This is a genomic window from Gordonia sp. B8661-1 (assembly GCF_059427765.1).
The window spans coordinates 134,520-152,504 of record NZ_JCAHRL010000006.1; the positions used below are offsets into that span (position 1 = coordinate 134,520).

Consider the following 17,985-nt stretch of genomic DNA (forward strand, 5'->3'; position numbering starts at 1 on the left):
TTGTTGTGTAACAACTTCTTTCGGGTCAACACCGCGCTCCTCGCCGTATCTTCGTCACAGTGACGTTATTTCCCCGTACACCTGGGTGTAGAAATCACGTCGTCAGGACTTCGTTTTCGGGTCCAACTCCGAGACGATCCTTTCGAGGTCGTCCACCGAGCCGAACTCGACCACGATCTTCCCTTTCCGCTTACCCAGACTCACAGTAACCCGCGTGTCGAGACGATCCGACAACCGTTCGGCCACGTCCTGGAGGCCCGGCATCACCATCGGCTTCCGCTTGGCAGGGGAGGGGTTCGACGACCGATCGCCATCTCCGCGATTCGCCAGGGTCACCGCTTCCTCGGTGGCTCGCACCGACATGCCCTCCGCGATGATGCGCGCCGCGAGGGCTTCCTGGGCGTCACTTCCCGTCTCCAACGACAGCAATGCGCGCGCATGTCCGGCCGAGAGAACGCCGGCGGCCACGCGCCGCTGCACCGGGATCGGCAACTTCAGCAACCGGATCATATTGGTGATGAGCGGTCGCGACCGTCCCAGCCGGTTCGCCAGCTGTTCATGGGTGACACCGAACTCGTCGAGCAACTGCTGATAGGCGGCCGCCTCTTCGAGTGGATTCAGCTGCGCCCGATGGATGTTCTCCAGCAGGGCATCGCGCAACATATCGGCGTCGGGGGTCTCGCGCACGATCGCCGGGATCGCCTCGAGTTCGGCCTCCTGGCTCGCGCGCCATCGCCGTTCACCCATCACCAGCTGATACAGCACGCCGTCCGCGGTGGGCTCGGAGAGTCGACGCACCACGATCGGCTGCATCAATCCGAACTCGCGAATCGAATGAACCAGTTCGGCGAGCGCCTCCTCATCGAAGACGGTTCGCGGCTGATGGGGGTTCGGCTGGATCTGCTGCGGGGGAATCTCGCGGTAGACCGCGCCCATTTCCTCTGCCGTCGGCGTCGGAGCTTGCTGATCGCTCGCGGATGCCGCCGCGGGTGAATCCGCTGACGATGAGTCGACCGGGGTACTCGGTCCCTTGCCGATCACGACATCGGCGGCGGCGTTGCCGAGACGCGGCCCGCTGGGCGTATCGGCGTCCGGTGGTCCGGTGGGAATCAGTGCGGCCAGTCCGCGTCCGAGACCTCCCCGGCGCTGAGCAGAATCTCGCTGACTCACTGCTGTCCTCTCCCTAAGGGCTGTTTCACGTGAAACGACGCTGATGTCCGACGACTGTCTCGATGACGGGCCGGACTCATGTCGCTGCCCGCAAAGCCAATTCCCGAGCCGCATCGAGATAGCTCATCGCCCCGCGCGACCCCGGGTCATACTCGATGATCGTCATCCCGAAACCCGGAGCCTCCGAGACCTTGACGCTGCGCGGGATGATGGTCGTCAGGACCTTCTCGCCGAAATGATTGCGGACCTCGTCCGCCACCTGATCGGCGAGCTTCGTGCGGCCGTCGTACATCGTGAGAATCACCGTCGACACATGTAGCGACGGGTTAAGATGTGCCTGCACCAACTCGATGTTGCGAAGCAACTGACCCACACCTTCCAGCGCGTAGTACTCACACTGAATGGGGATCAGGACTTCCTTCGCCGCAACCATCGCATTGACCGTCAGCAGTCCGAGCGACGGCGGGCAATCGATGAAGACATAGTCGATGCCGAGACGAGTCAGTGTCTCCTCCGACAACGCATTGCGGAGTCTGTTCTCCCGAGCCACGAGTGACACCAACTCGATCTCGGCGCCCGCGAGATCGAGGGTCGCCGGCACACAGAAGAGCCGATCGTTGTTCGGACTGGTCTGAATCGCTTCCTCCAGCGTGACCTCTCCGAGAAGCAATTCGTAGACCGACGCGATATCCGGCGCGCGATGGTCGATGCCCAGAGCCGTACTCGCGTTGCCCTGCGGATCAAGATCGATCACAAGAACGCGCAGTCCGTGCAACGCGAGACCGGCAGCCATGTTGACGGTCGTCGTGGTCTTACCGACGCCGCCCTTCTGATTGGCCACCGTGAAGATCCGCGACGACGGCGGGCGGGGGAGGGCTCCCGATCCTCCGGGAGTCAGGACCTGACTCGCGCGTGCTGCCGCAGCCGCTATCGGAGTGTCCGCGAACCCCGCCTGATTGCCTTGAGTGATTCCGCTTGTTTCACGTGAAACACCCGGGTTCTGATCGGCCACGCTTGGACTCCTTCGCCCGACTAGATAATCGTCATCGGCGGCTCGCGCACCCTTCGGGGTGGCATATTCGTTGAGCGGAGTACTGCCGCCCGACGACCCGCCGGCACGTCGTCCATTCTGCGCTCTTCGGGGACTCCACACCAATCCGGTCACCTCTTCCGCTTCGTGCGCGTCGGACGGCCGGCCGGACGTCCCGATATTGCCTTCTTCGTACCGATCACAACCGTGGTCGGCACCTCCGTCACGGTCTCACCGACGGTGCGGGTTCGAAGGTCGACCAACCCGGATCGCTCGGCCGCGCGAGCGTCCCGGGCGATTTCTTCGTCCGCCGACGATCCTTTGATGGCCACCAAACGACCCCCGGTTCGGATGAGGGGTGACGACCACTTGGCCAATCGCTCCAGCGGTGCCACCGCACGCGAGGTCACCACGTCCGCGCCGCCGACCTCATCAATGACCGACTTCTCTTCCGCTCGACCGCGGACGACCGTCACCTCGAGACCGAGTTCGTCCACGGCACGTCGTAGGAACTCACTCCGTCGGAGCAGGGGCTCGACAAGAGTGACGCGAAGATCCGGACGCGCGATGGCCAACGGGATTCCGGGCAGACCGGCGCCACTTCCGATATCGACGACCGTCTCTCCGTGCTCGATCGCCTCGCCCAGAACCGCGCAATTCACGAGATGGCGATCCCAGAGCCGCGGCACTTCCCGGGGACCGATCAGGCCCAACACCACACCGTCGTCAGCAAGTAGTGCCGCGTACCTCTTGGCAACCTCCAGTCGCTCACCGAACACCTCGTCTGCGCCGACAGGGGGCGTCGATAGGGGAGGGGAGTGGTCGCCCCTCTCGGCATCGGCGGACTCGGCCGGTTTCACGTGAAACATCCTTCCCTGGACGACGTCGTGGGTGTGATGAAGTCGCAGACCCGGTCGTGCGGCCTTGTCGTGTTTCACGTGAAACACGGCCCGCCCCGACATCTCCGCGGTCATCGCGGCGCCGTACGGATCGAACTACATCCATGTTATTTGGGGTGCTGATATGAAAGAAGTCCCGGCCGAGGCCGGGACTTCTCTCGTCTGTGTGAAAGTCTATCGTCTGCCCCACGGGCAGCCTGCCGATCAGCTTTCGCGAAGGACAACCACTCGACGCCTGGGCTCAGCGCCCTCGCTCTCGCTCATCACACCGTCGACGACGGCGACGGCGTCGTGCACGATCTTCCGCTCGAACGGCGTCATCGGATCCAGCTCCTCGCGAACACCGGACTCCTTCACGCGCTCGGCGACCTCGGTCCCGAGGCGGGCCAGACGGTCGCGACGATCAGCGCGCCAGCGAGCGATGTCGAGCATCAGCCGGCTTCGATCACCGGTCGCCTGCTGTACGGCGAGCCGCGTCAACTCCTGAAGCGCATCCAGCACCTCGCCCTTGCGGCCCACAAGCTTCGTCAGATCGTCGCCGCCGTCGATGCTCACCACGGCGCGGTCACCATCGACATCGAGATCGATGTCGCCATCAAAATCCAGAACGTCGAGAAGCTGCTCGAGGTAGTCGCCGGCAATCTCGCCTTCTTCGACGAGCTGATCCTCGTCGTCATCCGACTCGTCACCGTCCGACTCATCACCGTCCGACTCATCATCGTCCGAGTCATCCGCGTCATCGCCGCGCGTGTCATCACCAGCGTCCGACGCATCGTCCCCGGCGTCGGCCGTCTGCGCATCGGTCATATTCTCGACCGACTCGGACTCGACAACTGCCGCCTGGGCGCCGTCCTCGGCTCCGGTCAGGGTCACCTGATCCTCGGTCGATTCGGTGATCGCCTGACCATCCTGCGTCGTGGTCTCTGCTGTCATCTCACTTCACCTAACTCTGCTACTGGACAAGTCTGTGAGGTTCGTCGGCGGCTCAGCGCCCGCCCGGACGACCCTTCTTGTTCTTGCGGGAACCCGCATTCGCCTTCCGCTTCTTGTTGGCGACGTGCGCCGTGCCCGACTTCGCCTGACCGACCGCCTGCTTACCTCCGGTTGCCGGCTTGCCGCCGACGACCGGTTTGGCGGTGGTCTCCACGGTCCCGTCGACAACATCAGCGGTGGAGTCCGCCTCGGAGCCCGGCTCATCGTCGGCAACTGAATCCGCGGCGCCCACCGACGTCGCCGACGTTGCGGGCTTACGTCCCTGCAACCGCTGCCGCAGCCGGGAGAGGGGAGTGGCCGGGGCATCGACGATCGCGGTGGCCGGGGCATCGGGACCCAGGTCCTCGACGGTCTCGTCGGAGTCCACCGCTGCACCGGCCGGCTTCGAGCCCTTTGCAGGACGTGCACCGGGCTTCGGCGCATTCGCCTTCTGCTTGTCGAGCTTCGCCTTCTTGGCTTCTTCCTCTTCACGCTCGATACGTCCGAACACGATGTGCTGCTGGCCGTACGTCCAGATGTTGTTACTCATCCAGTACAGGAGGATGGCGACCGGGAAGAAGGGACCGGTGACGAGAATGCCGAGCGGGAACACGTACTGCGCCAGCATGTTCATCATGCGGGTCTGCGGGTTCTCCAGCGCCGCGGCCGGCTGACGCTTCACCGACGCACGCGAGTTCATGTAGGTCGCGAACGACGCGATGATCATCATCGGCACGACGACCATGGCGATCTGGGGACGGGTGAAGTCGATCGGGGAGCCCGACTCGACGAAGGCCTTGAACTCGGTCGTCGGCTCGGTGATGTAGGCGGACAGCGGCACCCCGAACAGGCGGGCATCGAGGAAGTTCTGTACCTGCTCGGGACTGAAGAAGTAGTTGCCCGTCGCGCGCGTCTGCTCGGCCGACATCTTGAGCTGACCCATTCCGGTGCCCATCCGGTTGAACGACCGGAGCACATGGAAGAGGCCGATGAAGACCGGGATCTGCAGCAGCATCGGGAGGCAGCCGAGGAGCGGGTTGAACCCGTGCTCCTTCTGGAGCTTCTGCATCTCCTCGGTCATCTTGACGCGATCCTTGGCGTACTTCTTACGGATCGCCTGCAGCTGAGGATTGATCTCCTGCATCTTCTTCGTGGTGCGGATCTGCTTCACGAAGGGCTTGTAGAGGATCGCGCGAAGGGTGAAGACCAGGAACACCACCGACAGCGCCCAGGCCACACCGTTGCCGCCCGGAGTATCCGGCGTGATGTGGTCGAACAGCCAATGCCAGACCCACATGATCCCGGAGACCGGATAGTAGATGAAGTTGAGCACGGGTCAGTTACCCCTAACCTCGGTTGGTGTGAACAGCTCCCGGAACCCTCGCTCGGGCACCGGGTCATAGCCAGGTTTGTGCCACGGCCCGCATTTCAGCAGCCGGACAACGGACAGCCATCCTCCGTAGAGGAAGCCGTGACGGGTGAGTGCCTCCACCGCGTAGGCCGAACAGGTCGGCTCGAACCGGCATGTCGGCAGACGCATCGGAGAAACCCACGTCCGATACAGCTCGATGAGGAAGACGACGATGCGTCGTGGCAGAAGGTAGAGCGCCGACCCGGGCGACCGATCCGTCATGCCTGCACCTGCCGCTGGTTTGTGCGCATGAACGCTTCCCGAACGCGTCGGTGCGCGAATGCCTCGGAGATCTGTGCGGGCAGCGTCGTCGACGTCGCGGCCGACGGGCGGGCCCGAACGACCACCATCGTGTCGGCTGACGGGAGCTCACCGGCGGCCGACAGGAAAGCGGCGCGGAGCCGTCGGGCCACCCGATGACGAGTCACCGCATTGCCGACGGATTTACTGACGATCAACCCGAGCCGGGGGCCGCCGGTCGTCACGAGGTCCGAGTCGCGCAGCCGAGCGGGAGCGCCAGGTGCCCGCGATTCGGGCGAGGAAGCCAACGAAACCGGCAGCGGGTACACGTGCACCACGAGGTCACGTGTGGACACCCGCACACCTGATTTCAGTGTGCGATTGAAGTCGGATCCACGGGAGATCCGATGCGCGGCAGCCACCATCGAAACAAGCGACCGGCGACGATCGTGTCGTCGCCGGTGTGGTCGCTGTCGGTCAGGCGGTGAGCTTTGCGCGGCCCTTGCTGCGGCGACCGTTGACGATGGCACGGCCGGCACGGGTGCGCATACGCAACCGGAAGCCATGCACGCGCGCGCGACGACGGTTATTGGGCTGGAAAGTCCGCTTGCCCTTGGCCATGGAAGTACTCCTTGTGCTCCCGCGGTGGCGTGCGAATCACGCGCGCACCCCGCATCTTTCTGGTGGTCGGCTTATCCGGGCACGGTGCCGAACTGCTGTCGGTGGGGCGGCATCAAGATGAACTTCACCTTCACACCACACGCAAATCCGTAACCTGGATGACCAGTCGAGACTACTGAGAAGGGCCATGCAAATCAAACGAGACGATGTCCACTACCGCCGGGTGTGAGTCGGAACACCGGCATTGCGCTGGAACGTCCCCGCGAACACGGTTGCCGGGTTGCGGTCGATCCCCGCGCGAGGTTGTGGTTCGTTCGCACCACTCACATTGTCGCTCGGACAACTCTCTGTTAACTTCAGCGCAGATTGACTTCAGCGCAGAGTCAGCGACGGAACGGTCAGTGGACCCGATAGGGCGTCCCGGGCGTTCGACGCACCCCTCAATTGTTCACAGTTGTGGACAACCTTGTGGACAACTCGGGGCGAGGTGCCTGATGGTGACATCCTGGTGACCGACGCTGGTCGTTTTCCGACACCAGGAGGGTAAGCCACACGATGACGTCCGACCGTGATTCTTTCAGTCGCGATTCTTTCAGCGAGGTCTGGCAGCGGGTCGTCGCCGAGCTCAACAACGACGCCGCGGCCACCGATCGTGAGCCGCTCACCCGCCAGCAGAAAGCCTGGCTCTCTCTCGTACAGCCCCTCACGCTGGCCGAGGGGTTCGCCCTGCTGACCGTGCCCACCCCGCTCGTCCAGGAACAGATCGAACGCAATCTGCGTGACACGATCCGCTCGGTCCTCTCCCGTCACCTCGGGCAGCCCGTGGACCTCGGCGTCCGCATCTCCACGCCGGTCGCGGAGGAAGTCACGGCCGCACCCGCGGCCGCCGACGCGGACAGCGCACCGACACCGTCGGTTCCCGACACGACCCCCGACGTGGAACACGCCGTTGCTCCGCCGAACGGGCAGTCACCCTCCGAATTCGACGGACGCGGCACCGGCTCGGGCGATTGGTCGACCTACTTCGCCGAGCGCCCGACCGCGGGACCGTCGGCGTCGAGCGCCAATCTGAGTCCGAAGTACACCTTCGACACCTTTGTCATCGGCGCCTCCAATCGGTTCGCGCACGCATCGGCGGTGGCCGTCGCCGAGGCGCCCGCACGTGCCTACAACCCACTCTTCATCTGGGGCGAATCCGGACTCGGCAAAACACATCTGCTCCACGCCGCCGGCCACTACGCGCAGCGACTGTTTCCCGGCATGCGGGTCAAGTACGTGTCCACCGAGGAGTTCACCAACGACTTCATCAACTCGCTCCGTGACGACCGCCGGGTGGCGTTCAAACGCCGCTACCGCGATGTCGACGTGCTCCTCGTCGACGACATCCAGTTCCTGATCGGCAAGGAAGGTATCCAGGAGGAGTTCTTCCATACCTTCAACACCTTGCACAACGCGTCCAAGCAGATCGTCATCTCCTCCGATCGTCCGCCCAAACAGCTTGCGACACTGGAAGATCGGCTACGAACGCGATTCGAGTGGGGCCTCATCACCGACGTCCAGCCACCCGATCTGGAAACCCGCATCGCGATTCTGCGCAAGAAGGCACAGATGGATGACATCGCCGTGCCCGACGACGTACTCGAGCTCATCGCCTCGAAGATCGAACGCAACATCCGTGAACTCGAGGGTGCGCTGATCCGTGTCACCGCCTTCGCGTCGCTGAACAACGCCGACCTCGACAAGTCACTCGCCGAGGTCGTGCTCCAGGCGCTGCTGCCCAACGAGGGCACCCTCGAGGTGTCCGCCGCCAGCATCCTGGCGATCACCGCCGAATACTTCGACATCTCCGTGGAGGAGCTGCGTGGCCCCGGCAAGACCCGGTCGATCGCACAGGCCCGGCAGATCTCGATGTATCTCTGCCGGGAGCTGACCGATCTCTCCCTGCCGAAAATCGGTGAGACCTTCGACCGCGACCACACGACCGTCATGTACGCCGAGCGCAAGATCCGCAAGGAGATGGCCGAGCGGCGCAAGGTCTATGACCACGTCCAGGAACTCACCGCCCGCATCCGCCAGCGCGCCGTCTGAGGCTTTCGGCACGCAACTCTCAACTCGAACGACAGACTTTGTCACGCCCGGATCCGTCGGATCCGGGCGTTGTCATTAGCCCGAACGGTTCATCACCAGGTGTGGATAAACCTTGGGATAACAGAGGACAGCTTGTGCAGCGAAGGTGGACACCGGTGGAACCATCAGCGAACTACACACAACCTGTCACTACCGCGCACCCGGATTCCACCGGTGACGCACATCGGGTCGCACCGCGTGACCTGCGCAGACGACCATCCATCCACAAGTCCACAGGCCCTATTACTGTCATGAATTTCTCTTTGAAGAATTCTCTCCTAAAAGAAGTCCTGTGCACACCGTGGGATCCGGCGGCACCGGATCCGGCCGGGACGAACGCGGACTTGTCACCCAAGGGCCCCTCTCCCGGCAACGTCGTTCTACAGTGGAGTCCCCATGGGCAATCACCATCGCGAATCACACGTCGCCAGCTGTCGACGTCGGTGTTCCGTGGCGATGTGGCGCTGAGATAGTTCGAGCAGGCAGACAGAAGGGCAATCACCCAGCATGAAGTTCCGTGTCGCGCGTGACGAGTTCGCAGATTCCGTCGCCTGGGTCGCCCGCAGTTTGCCCGCTCGTCCGCCGGTCCCCGTGCTGGGTTGTGTCGTTCTGACCGCGGGCGAGGCCGGTCTCGAGGTCTCGGGATTCGACTACGAGGTGTCGGCGCAGGAGAGCCTGGGCGCCGAGGTCGCGGAGCCGGGCAAGGTCCTGGTCTCCGGCCGCCTGCTGGCCGACATCACCAAGGCGCTGCCCAACAAGCCCGTCGATGTCACTCTCGACGGCGCTCGAGTGGCGATCACCTGCGGTAGTGCCAAGTTCTCGCTCCCGACGATGCCGGTCGAGGATTATCCGGAGCTGCCGACGCCGCCCGCCGTCACCGGCACCATTCCCGCGCAGCTGTTCGCCGAGGCCATCTCCCAGGTCGCCGTCGCGGCAGGGCGTGATGACACACTGCCGATGCTGACGGGTGTGCGCGTCGAGATCGAGGGCAACCGTGTCGTTCTGGCGGCGACCGACCGCTTCCGTCTCGCCGTTCGCGAGCTCGAATGGGATCCGACCGCCACCGACACCACCGGCGCGGTCCTCGTGCCGGCGAAGACCCTGTCGGAAAGTGCGAAGACCGCGGGCAGCGAGGGCACCGGCCAGATCTCGCTCGCCTTCGGCAGCGGATCGGCGATCGGCGCCGACGGGATCCTCGGCATTCTGGGCGAGACCAAACGCACGACCACCCGACTGCTCGACGCGGAGTTCCCGAAGTTCCGCCAGCTGTTGCCGGCCACGCACACCGCCGTCGCGACCATCGACTCCGCTCCGCTGATCGAGGCGATCAAGCGTGTCGCCCTGGTCGCCGAGCGCGGCGCGCAGGTGCGGATGGAGTTCAGCGAGGGCAGCGTACTGCTGACCGCGGGCGGCGACGAGGCGGGCAAGGCCGAGGAGGAACTGCCCGTGCAGTTCTACGGCGAGCCCCTGACCATCGCGTTCAATCCGGGCTACCTGCAGGACGGATTGTCGGCGATCGGTGCTGCCACAGTCGATTTCGGATTCACGACCCCGAGCCGGCCCGCCGTGCTCCGGCCGGCGAGCGGCTCGGAACCGACCGCCGATGAGTCGGGTGCCTTCGTGGCCCCGGACAGTGCCTTCAGCTATCTGTTGATGCCGGTTCGGCTACCCGGCTGACCCGGTCCACCATCGAACGGGAGGTATGACAGTGCAACCCGGAACCGAGAACACCGCTTCTTCGTCGAACAGAGACGGCTCGTCGTCCGGCCAGGTCCGACTCGGACTTGTCGGCCTGGGCAAGATGGGTGCCAACATGCGGACGCGTCTGCAGCGTCATGGCATCGACGTAGTCGGGTACGACCCCCGCCCCGAGGTGTCGGACGTTCCGTCACTCGAAGCGCTGGTCGACGCGCTCCCCGCGCCGCGACTGGTCTGGGTGATGGTGCCGTCCGGGGATCCGACGCGGTCCACGATCAACGCTCTGGCCGATCTGCTCGGTGAGGGCGACATCGTCGTCGACGGTGGCAATTCCAAGTACACCGACGATCAGGCCCACGCGGATCTGTTGGCACGCAAGGGAATCGGCTATGTGGACTGCGGTGTGTCCGGCGGTGTGTGGGGTCTGGACAACGGCTACGGCCTGATGGTCGGCGGCAGTGATGCCGACGTCGCGAAGCTGATGCCGATCTTCGATGCGTTGCGGCCGCCGGGCGAGCGGGCCGACGGTTTCGTGCACGCCGGTCCGGTGGGGGCCGGTCATTACGCGAAGATGGTGCACAACGGCGTCGAATACGGGCTGATGCATGCCTACGGCGAAGGATATGAACTGCTGAGCGCCGAACCGCTCATCACCGATGTCGAGGGCACGTTGCGCGCCTGGACCACCGGCACAGTGGTGCGGTCGTGGCTGCTCGAATTGCTGGTGCGCGCGCTCGAGGATGATCCGGGTCTCGCCGAGATCTCCGATTACACAACAGATTCCGGTGAAGGACGCTGGACCGTCGAGGAGGCGATCAAGCATTCGGTGCCGGCGAATGTCATCTCGGCCGCGCTGTTCGCCCGGTTCGCGTCCCGTCAGGCCGAGGGATCGCCCGCTCTGAAGGCGGTGTCGGCGCTGCGTAATCAGTTCGGTGGACACGCCGTCGTCGACAAGGCAGGCAAGTCGGTGGGCGAGACCGCCGGCGGGAATGGGCCGACTGCGACCGGGAAATCCGCCGACTGACGTGTTCGTCCGCGAGCTCCATCTGCATGATTTCCGGTCCTGGCGCGATGTCGATCTGGCCCTGCGACCGGAACCGACAATCTTCGTGGGCCGCAACGGATTCGGGAAGACCAACCTCCTCGAGGCGGTCTTCTATCTGGCGACGTTGCGCTCTCATCGGGTGAGTTCGGACGCGCCTCTGGTGCACGCGGGGGAGTCGTCGGCGACGGTCACCGGCACCATCGAGAACCTGGGGCGCGAGCTCACGGTCCAGCTGCAGATCAAGGCGGAGGGTGCCAACAAGGCCACCATCAACTCCAGTCCCGCACGCCGCGCGCGGGATGTGCTCGGAATTCTGCGGGCGGTGTTGTTCGCCCCGGAGGATCTACATCTGGTGCGGGGGGATCCGTCGGATCGCCGCCGGTTCATCGACGAGCTGGTCGCGCAGCGCGGACCTCGCTGGGCCGCAGCACGTTCCGACTACGACCGGGTCCTCCGGCAACGGTCGGCGCTGCTGAAGACCGCGGGCGCGGCCCTGCGTCGGGGCGGCCCGGATGCGGAGTCCGTGATCAGCACCCTCGATGTCTGGGATGAACAGCTGGCCGATCTCGGAGGTCAGGTGACCGCGGCGCGCATCGAGGTGCTCACCGAGCTGCTGCCCCATTTCGTCGAGGCGTATGCGTCGATCGCACCGCATTCCCGTCCGGCGTCGCTGGGTTACCGTGCCGTCGCGGGGCCCGAGGTGAGTCCGCCGGGAGAGGTCCCCGACGCTGCGGACATCACACGGATCCTGTTGTCCCGCTTGGCGGAGGTGCGGTCGAAGGAGATCGACCGGGGTATCAGTCTGATCGGCCCGCATCGTGACGACATCGACGTCATCCTCGGCGACGACGTGGCGAAGGGTTTCGCGAGCCATGGTGAATCCTGGTCTCTCGCACTGGCTTTGCGACTCGCGTCGGTGGAGTTGATCCGTGCGGAGGGGATCGAGCCGGTGATCATGCTCGATGATGTGTTCGCCGAACTCGATGCCAATCGTCGGACCCAACTCGCGACATTCACCGAATCGGCCGAACAACTCCTCATCACCGCGGCCGTACCCGAGGATCTGCCGCCGGAGATCGGCGGTCGCCGGATCCGCGTCGACGTGCGCGAGGAGACCGGGGACGACACCGCGGACAGCCGGCCCGGGCGATACTCGACGATCATGGAACCCGTGTCCGAGGAGGTTGCCGATGAGTGACGAGGGAGCCGCGGCCGGCACGCCCGAGGGTGTCGGCGCCGATGGGCTGACCGGATACGAGCGCGCCCGCAAGGCACTCGAAGAGGCGCGTGCGGCGGCACGCGCGGCCGGAAAGTCGGTCGGGCAGGGCCGTTCGTCACCGCCGCCGACCCGGCGCCGCGGTACCGGGGCGCGACGTCGATGGTCCGGATCCGGTCCGGACGGACGGGATCCACAGCCGCTGGGCAGTCTGGTGAACCGGATCGCCAAGGACCGTGGCTGGGACGAGGAGATCGGGCAGGGCACGGTCTTCGGCCTGTGGGAACAGATCGTCGGCGCCGACATCTCATCTCACGCGACACCAACGGCCCTGACCGACAAGGTGTTACACATCCAGGCCGAGTCGACGGCGTGGGCCACCCAGCTCCGCTATATGCAGTCGACGATCATCGCCAAGATCGCGGGGGCGGTCGGCGACGGAGTGGTGCATCAATTGCGCATCACCGGACCGAAGGCACCGTCGTGGCGCAAGGGACCGCGGCACATCGCCGGCCGCGGACCCCGGGACACCTACGGCTGAGGCCGTCGATCACGTCTGAAACGCTCGATTTGACTTCCGACCACGTCCGGACCGCCGGTATGTGGAAAAAGTCGATCAGTGCGCGCGTCAGACGCCCCGGATGCGGCACTCTGTGCGGCTGAGGCAGTAGTATGTAGGCAGTTGTCCCGACCGGGATGGATATCGACGGCCACCCGGCCGCATCGCATAGACCAGATTTCCGCGCGCACAGCAGCGGAACGGACACGCTTGTGTCCGAGGCTATCGCAGGTGAGGTACCCAGCCGGGCCGGCATCACCGAGACAGAAGGAGCGGACGCACCTCGTGGCCGACACCAACGACACCAACGCGTCAGACCCCAAGAAGCCGCGCAAGAACGCCAAGAAATCCGGCGAGTACAGCGCGGAATCGATCAGCATCCTCGAAGGTCTCGAGGCGGTCCGCAAGCGACCGGGTATGTATATCGGTTCCACCGGCGAACGTGGCCTCCATCATCTGATCTGGGAGGTCGTCGACAACTCCGTCGACGAGGCGATGGCTGGCTATGCCACGCGCGTCGATGTCACGCTGCTCGAGGACGGGGGAGTCGAGGTCGTCGACGACGGCCGCGGCATGCCGGTCGGTATGCACGCCACCGGCGTTCCCGCGGTCGAGGTCATCATGACCCAGCTGCACGCCGGCGGTAAGTTCGACTCCGATTCCTACGCGGTGTCCGGTGGCCTGCACGGCGTCGGCATCTCGGTGGTGAACGCGCTGTCCACCAAGGTCGAGCTGGAGATCAAGAACTCCGGTCACCGCTGGACGCAGACCTACACCAATGCCGAACCGGGGAAGCTCGAAGAACACGAGGCCATCCGCAAGACCGGTACCACCGTGCGTTTCTGGCCGGACCCGGCCATCTTTTCCGAGACCACCCGCTTCAACGCGGAGACCGTGGCCCGGCGTCTGCAGGAGATGGCGTTCCTGAACAAGGGCCTGACCATCACCCTCACCGACAATCGGAAGCCGGAAGAAGAGGTCGTCGCCGAGGCGGAGATGGACGGCGAGACCGAGGACACCGCCGAGACCATCAAGTCGGACGCGGAGAAGAAGGAGCAGGTCGCCAAGGTGCGTACCCGCACCTATCACTACCCGGATGGTCTGATCGACTACATCAAGCACCTGAACCGGACCAAGAATTCCATCCACCAGTCGGTGGTCGGCTTCTCCGCCAAGGGAACCGGGCACGAGATGGAACTGGCGATGCAGTGGAATGCCGGCTACTCGGAGTCGGTGCACACCTTCGCGAACACCATCAACACCCACGAGGGCGGCACCCATGAGGAGGGTTTCCGTGCGGCGCTGACCTCCACGGTCAACAAGTACGCGCTGGACAAGAAGCTTCTCAAGGAGAAAGACGGCAAGCTGTCCGGCGACGACATCCGCGAGGGTCTCGCCGCGGTCATCTCGGTGAAGGTCGCCGATCCGCAGTTCGAGGGTCAGACGAAGACCAAACTCGGCAACACCGAGATCAAGAGCTTCGTGCAGAAGACGGCCAACGAGCACCTGGCGCACTGGTTCGAGTCGAATCCCGCCGAGGCGAAGATCATCGTCAAGAAGGCCGTCGACTCCGCACAGGCGCGCATCGCCGCCCGCAAGGCGCGGGAGTTGGTGCGCCGCAAGACCGCAACCGATATCGGCGGTCTGCCCGGCAAGCTCGCCGACTGCCGCAGCAACGACCCCAGCAAGTGCGAGGTCTACATCGTGGAGGGCGACTCCGCGGGTGGCTCGGCCAAGTCCGGCCGTGACTCGATGTATCAGGCGATCCTGCCGTTGCGCGGCAAGATCATCAACGTCGAGAAAGCCCGCATCGACCGTGTGCTGAAGAACGCCGAGGTCCAGTCGATCATCACGGCGTTCGGGACCGGTATCCACGACGAGTTCGACATCGCCAAACTGCGGTATCACAAGATCGTGCTGATGGCCGACGCCGACGTGGACGGCCAACACATCTCGACGCTGCTGCTGACCCTGCTGTTCCGCTTCATGCGTCCGCTGATCGAGCACGGCCACGTGTATCTCGCGCAGCCGCCGCTGTACAAGCTCAAGTGGCAGAAGCGTGAGCCCGAGTTCGCCTACACCGACCGCGAGCGTGACGGTCTGCTCGAGGCCGGTCGTGAGAAGGGCTGGAAGATCAACTCGGACGACGGCATCCAGCGCTACAAGGGCCTCGGCGAGATGAACGCGAAGGAACTGTGGGAGACCACCATGGATCCCGAGGTGCGGGTGCTGCGTCAGGTCACCCTCGACGACGCTGCTGCCGCCGACGAACTGTTCTCGATTCTGATGGGTGAGGATGTGGCCGCACGCCGCAGCTTCATCGCGCGCAACGCCAAGGACGTTCGCTTCCTCGACGTCTAGCCGTGCGTCGCTGATCCGAATCATCAACTGCCACAACCAGAAGGTCATCCATGACGGACACCACCCTGCCACCCGCCGACGGAACCGGCGATCGCGTCGAACCGGTCGACCTCGGCCAGGAGATGCAGAAGAGCTATATCGACTACGCCATGAGCGTGATCGTCGGTCGTGCTCTGCCCGAGGTGCGTGACGGACTCAAGCCCGTGCATCGCCGCCTGCTGTACGCGTCCTTCGATGCCGGCTTCCGCCCCGACCGCAGCTACGTGAAATCCGCGAAACCCGTTGCGGAGACGATGGGTAACTATCATCCGCACGGTGACTCGGCGATCTACGACGCACTCGTGCGTCTGGCTCAGCCGTGGTCGATGCGGTATCCGCTCATCGACGGACAGGGCAACTTCGGTTCGCGCGGCAACGACGGCGCCGCCGCCATGCGTTATACCGAGGCCCGGCTCACGCCGCTGGCCATGGAGATGCTGCGGGACATCGACGAGGAGACAGTCGATTTCATCCCCAACTACGACGGCAAGACCGAAGAGCCGACGGTGCTGCCGGCGCGTATCCCGAATCTCCTGATGAACGGATCCGGCGGTATCGCCGTCGGTATGGCGACCAACATTCCGCCGCACAACCTGAATGAGGTTGCGAACGCGGTCTTCTGGGTGCTCGCGAATCCGGAGGAGGAGTGGACCGCACCGCCCGCGGCCGACGGCGAAGAGCCGGTCACCTACGACCACGTCGCTCTCGAGGCCTGTATGGAGGCCATCAAGGGACCCGATTTCCCCACGGCCGCACTGATTGTGGGCAGCCAGGGCATCAAGGATGCCTACATGACCGGTCGCGGCAGCATCCGGATGCGCAGCGTCGTGGAGATCGAGGAGAACTCCAAGGGCGGCACCCAGCTGGTCGTCACCGAGCTGCCGTACCAGGTCAACCCGGACAACCTGATCCAGTCGATCGCCGAACAGGTCAACGAGGGAAAAATCAAGGGCATCAGTCGGATCGAGGATCAGTCCTCGGATCGTGTCGGTATGCGCATCGTCGTCACGCTGCGTCGCGACGCGGTCGCGAAGGTCGTGCTGAATAACCTGTACAAGCACTCGCAGCTGCAGACCAGCTTCGGCGCCAACATGCTGTCCATCGTCGACGGTGTGCCGCGCACCCTGCGTCTCGATCAGATGATCCGCCTGTACGTGGCCCATCAGATCGAGGTCATCGTGCGCCGCACCCGTTACCGGTTGCGCAAGGCCGAGGAGCGCGCCCACATCCTGCGCGGTCTGGTGAAAGCCCTGGACGCGCTGGACGAGGTCATCGCGCTCATTCGTGCGTCGGCGAACACCGACGCCGCGCGTACCGGCCTGATCGATCTGCTCGACATCGACGAGATCCAGGCCGACGCGATCCTGGCGATGCAGTTGCGCCGGCTGTCGGCTCTGGAACGGCAGAAGATCATCGACGATCTTGCCGAGATCGAGCGGGAGATCGCCGACCTCAAGGACATCCTGGACAGCCCGGAACGTCAGCGCAACATCGTGCGGGACGAGCTGCAGGTGGTCGTCGACAAATACGGCGACGAGCGGCGCACCCAGATCATCGCGGCCGATGGTGACGTCGCCGACGAGGACCTGATCGCCCGCGAGGACGTCGTCGTCACGATCACCGAGACCGGCTACGCCAAGCGCACCAAGACCGATCTGTATCGCAGCCAGCGACGCGGCGGCAAGGGTGTGCAGGGCGCCGGGCTCAAGCAGGACGACATCGTCAAGCACTTCTTCGTGTGCTCGACGCATGACTGGATCCTGTTCTTCACCACCAAGGGCCGGGTCTACCGCGCCAAGGCGTACGAGCTGCCCGAGGCCAACCGCACCGCGCGTGGTCAGCACGTCGCGAACCTGCTGGCCTTCCAGCCGGAGGAGCGCATCGCGCAGGTCATCCAGCTGAAGACCTACGAGGACGCGCCGTACCTGGTGCTCGCCACACGCAACGGCCTGGTGAAGAAGTCCAAGCTCGTGGACTTCGACTCCAACCGCTCGGGCGGCATCGCCGCCATCAACCTGCGTGGCGAGGACGAGCTCGTCGGTGCGCAGCTGTGCAGCGCCGACGACGACCTGCTGCTCGTGTCGCAGAAGGGTCAGTCGATCCGGTTCCACGCCGACGACGAAACCCTGCGTCCGATGGGCCGTCAGACCTCCGGTGTGCAGGGCATGCGGTTCAACGACGACGATCAGCTGTTGTCGCTCAATGTGGTCGTCGACGGCACGTATCTGCTGGTCGCGACCTCGGGTGGTTACGCCAAGCGGACGGCGATGGACGACTATCCGGTCCAGGGCCGAGGCGGTAAGGGCGTGCTCACGATTCAGTACGACCGCAAGCGCGGCGCTCTGATCGGTGCCCTGATCGTCGACGATGACTCCGAGCTGTACGCCATCACCTCGGGTGGCGGTGTCATCCGGACCGGTGCCAAGCAGGTACGCAAGGCGGGCCGGCAGACCAAGGGTGTGCGTCTGATGAACATCGACGAGGGCACCACCGTCATCGCCATCGCACGCAATGCGGACGAAACCGACGAGACCGCTCCGGATGGGGACACCCCGGCGAAGTAGGTTGTTCAGGCACCGAGTGCGACGCCCGGTAAC

At 64.6% G+C, this 17,985-nt stretch carries 15 protein-coding genes; 7 read left to right on the forward strand and 8 right to left on the reverse strand.

The genetic code is table 11. The features are described from left to right. Positions 1-102: 102 nt before the first annotated feature. The 8 genes from AC4JJG_RS13945 to rpmH form a co-directional block, all read right to left on the reverse strand. Positions 103-1,170 (reverse strand): ParB/RepB/Spo0J family partition protein, encoded by a 1,068-nt coding sequence (locus AC4JJG_RS13945; RefSeq protein WP_495398294.1) that lies wholly within the window; start codon positions 1,168-1,170, stop codon positions 103-105. A 76-nt stretch (positions 1,171-1,246) separates the two neighbouring features. Continuing rightward, complete coding sequence (locus AC4JJG_RS13950; protein ID WP_495398293.1) at positions 1,247-2,182, reverse strand: ParA family protein; 936 nt, start codon at positions 2,180-2,182, stop codon at positions 1,247-1,249. A 149-nt stretch (positions 2,183-2,331) separates the two neighbouring features. Next, the gene (rsmG, locus tag AC4JJG_RS13955) at positions 2,332-3,069 is read right to left on the reverse strand and encodes a 16S rRNA (guanine(527)-N(7))-methyltransferase RsmG (RefSeq protein ID WP_495399570.1); all 738 of its coding nucleotides are present in this window, start codon (positions 3,067-3,069) and stop codon (positions 2,332-2,334) included. 234 nt (positions 3,070-3,303) lie between these two features. Next, positions 3,304-4,032, reverse strand: coding sequence for a Jag family protein (locus AC4JJG_RS13960; protein ID WP_495398292.1), 729 nt, complete (start codon positions 4,030-4,032; stop codon positions 3,304-3,306). 52 nt (positions 4,033-4,084) lie between these two features. Continuing rightward, complete coding sequence (gene yidC / locus AC4JJG_RS13965; RefSeq protein WP_495398291.1) at positions 4,085-5,404, reverse strand: membrane protein insertase YidC; 1,320 nt, start codon at positions 5,402-5,404, stop codon at positions 4,085-4,087. Between the two features lie 3 nt (positions 5,405-5,407). Further along, on the reverse strand, positions 5,408-5,704 hold the full coding sequence (gene yidD, locus AC4JJG_RS13970; RefSeq protein ID WP_495398290.1) for a membrane protein insertion efficiency factor YidD: 297 nt from the start codon (positions 5,702-5,704) through the stop codon (positions 5,408-5,410). Further along, positions 5,701-6,147, reverse strand: coding sequence for a ribonuclease P protein component (rnpA, locus tag AC4JJG_RS13975; RefSeq protein WP_495398289.1), 447 nt, complete (start codon positions 6,145-6,147; stop codon positions 5,701-5,703). The genes yidD and rnpA overlap by 4 nt, the downstream gene beginning before the upstream one ends. 52 nt (positions 6,148-6,199) lie before the next feature. Next, positions 6,200-6,343, reverse strand: coding sequence for a 50S ribosomal protein L34 (gene rpmH / locus AC4JJG_RS13980; RefSeq protein ID WP_006337454.1), 144 nt, complete (start codon positions 6,341-6,343; stop codon positions 6,200-6,202). 555 nt (positions 6,344-6,898) lie between these two features. Here rpmH and dnaA point away from each other — a divergent pair. The 7 genes from dnaA to gyrA all read left to right on the forward strand — a co-directional run bounded on the left by dnaA (position 6,899) and on the right by gyrA (position 17,952). Then, positions 6,899-8,431 (forward strand): chromosomal replication initiator protein DnaA, encoded by a 1,533-nt coding sequence (gene dnaA / locus AC4JJG_RS13985; protein WP_495398288.1) that lies wholly within the window; start codon positions 6,899-6,901, stop codon positions 8,429-8,431. 546 nt (positions 8,432-8,977) lie between these two features. After that, positions 8,978-10,147: a DNA polymerase III subunit beta gene (gene dnaN, locus AC4JJG_RS13990; RefSeq protein WP_495398287.1), complete on the forward strand. Its 1,170-nt coding sequence runs from the start codon at positions 8,978-8,980 to the stop codon at positions 10,145-10,147. Positions 10,148-10,172: 25 nt separating this feature from the next. Next, positions 10,173-11,192, forward strand: a complete 1,020-nt coding sequence (gene gnd / locus AC4JJG_RS13995; protein ID WP_495398286.1) for a phosphogluconate dehydrogenase (NAD(+)-dependent, decarboxylating) — start codon at positions 10,173-10,175, stop codon at positions 11,190-11,192. 1 nt (position 11,193) lies between these two features. After that, positions 11,194-12,411 carry a DNA replication/repair protein RecF gene (gene recF, locus AC4JJG_RS14000; protein ID WP_495398285.1) on the forward strand — a complete coding sequence of 406 codons (1,218 nt, stop codon included), beginning with the start codon at positions 11,194-11,196 and terminating at the stop codon, positions 12,409-12,411. Further along, positions 12,404-12,970 carry a DUF721 family protein gene (locus tag AC4JJG_RS14005; protein ID WP_495398284.1) on the forward strand — a complete coding sequence of 189 codons (567 nt, stop codon included), beginning with the start codon at positions 12,404-12,406 and terminating at the stop codon, positions 12,968-12,970. The genes recF and AC4JJG_RS14005 overlap by 8 nt, the downstream gene beginning before the upstream one ends. Before the next feature lie 303 nt (positions 12,971-13,273). Next, a complete protein-coding gene (gene gyrB / locus AC4JJG_RS14010) occupies positions 13,274-15,349 on the forward strand; it encodes a DNA topoisomerase (ATP-hydrolyzing) subunit B (RefSeq protein ID WP_495398283.1) in 2,076 nt (691 codons plus the stop codon). Between the two features lie 50 nt (positions 15,350-15,399). After that, the gene (gene gyrA, locus AC4JJG_RS14015; protein WP_495398282.1) at positions 15,400-17,952 is read left to right on the forward strand and encodes a DNA gyrase subunit A; all 2,553 of its coding nucleotides are present in this window, start codon (positions 15,400-15,402) and stop codon (positions 17,950-17,952) included. Positions 17,953-17,985: the final 33 nt, after the last annotated feature.

What these genes read in the sequence shown, in the direction of transcription:
- gnd (WP_495398286.1), top strand. Translation starts at nt 10,173, where the DNA reads ATGACAGTGCAACCCGGAACCGAGAACACCGCTTCTTCGTCGAACAGA.
- rpmH (WP_006337454.1), bottom strand. Translation starts at nt 6,343, where the DNA reads ATGGCCAAGGGCAAGCGGACTTTCCAGCCCAATAACCGTCGTCGCGCG.
- rnpA (WP_495398289.1), bottom strand. Translation starts at nt 6,147, where the DNA reads ATGGTGGCTGCCGCGCATCGGATCTCCCGTGGATCCGACTTCAATCGC.
- gyrA (WP_495398282.1), top strand. Translation starts at nt 15,400, where the DNA reads ATGACGGACACCACCCTGCCACCCGCCGACGGAACCGGCGATCGCGTC.
- dnaN (WP_495398287.1), top strand. Translation starts at nt 8,978, where the DNA reads ATGAAGTTCCGTGTCGCGCGTGACGAGTTCGCAGATTCCGTCGCCTGG.
- yidD (WP_495398290.1), bottom strand. Translation starts at nt 5,704, where the DNA reads ATGACGGATCGGTCGCCCGGGTCGGCGCTCTACCTTCTGCCACGACGC.
- rsmG (WP_495399570.1), bottom strand. Translation starts at nt 3,069, where the DNA reads ATGTTTCACGTGAAACCGGCCGAGTCCGCCGATGCCGAGAGGGGCGAC.
- AC4JJG_RS14005 (WP_495398284.1), top strand. Translation starts at nt 12,404, where the DNA reads ATGAGTGACGAGGGAGCCGCGGCCGGCACGCCCGAGGGTGTCGGCGCC.
- dnaA (WP_495398288.1), top strand. Translation starts at nt 6,899, where the DNA reads ATGACGTCCGACCGTGATTCTTTCAGTCGCGATTCTTTCAGCGAGGTC.
- AC4JJG_RS13960 (WP_495398292.1), bottom strand. Translation starts at nt 4,032, where the DNA reads ATGACAGCAGAGACCACGACGCAGGATGGTCAGGCGATCACCGAATCG.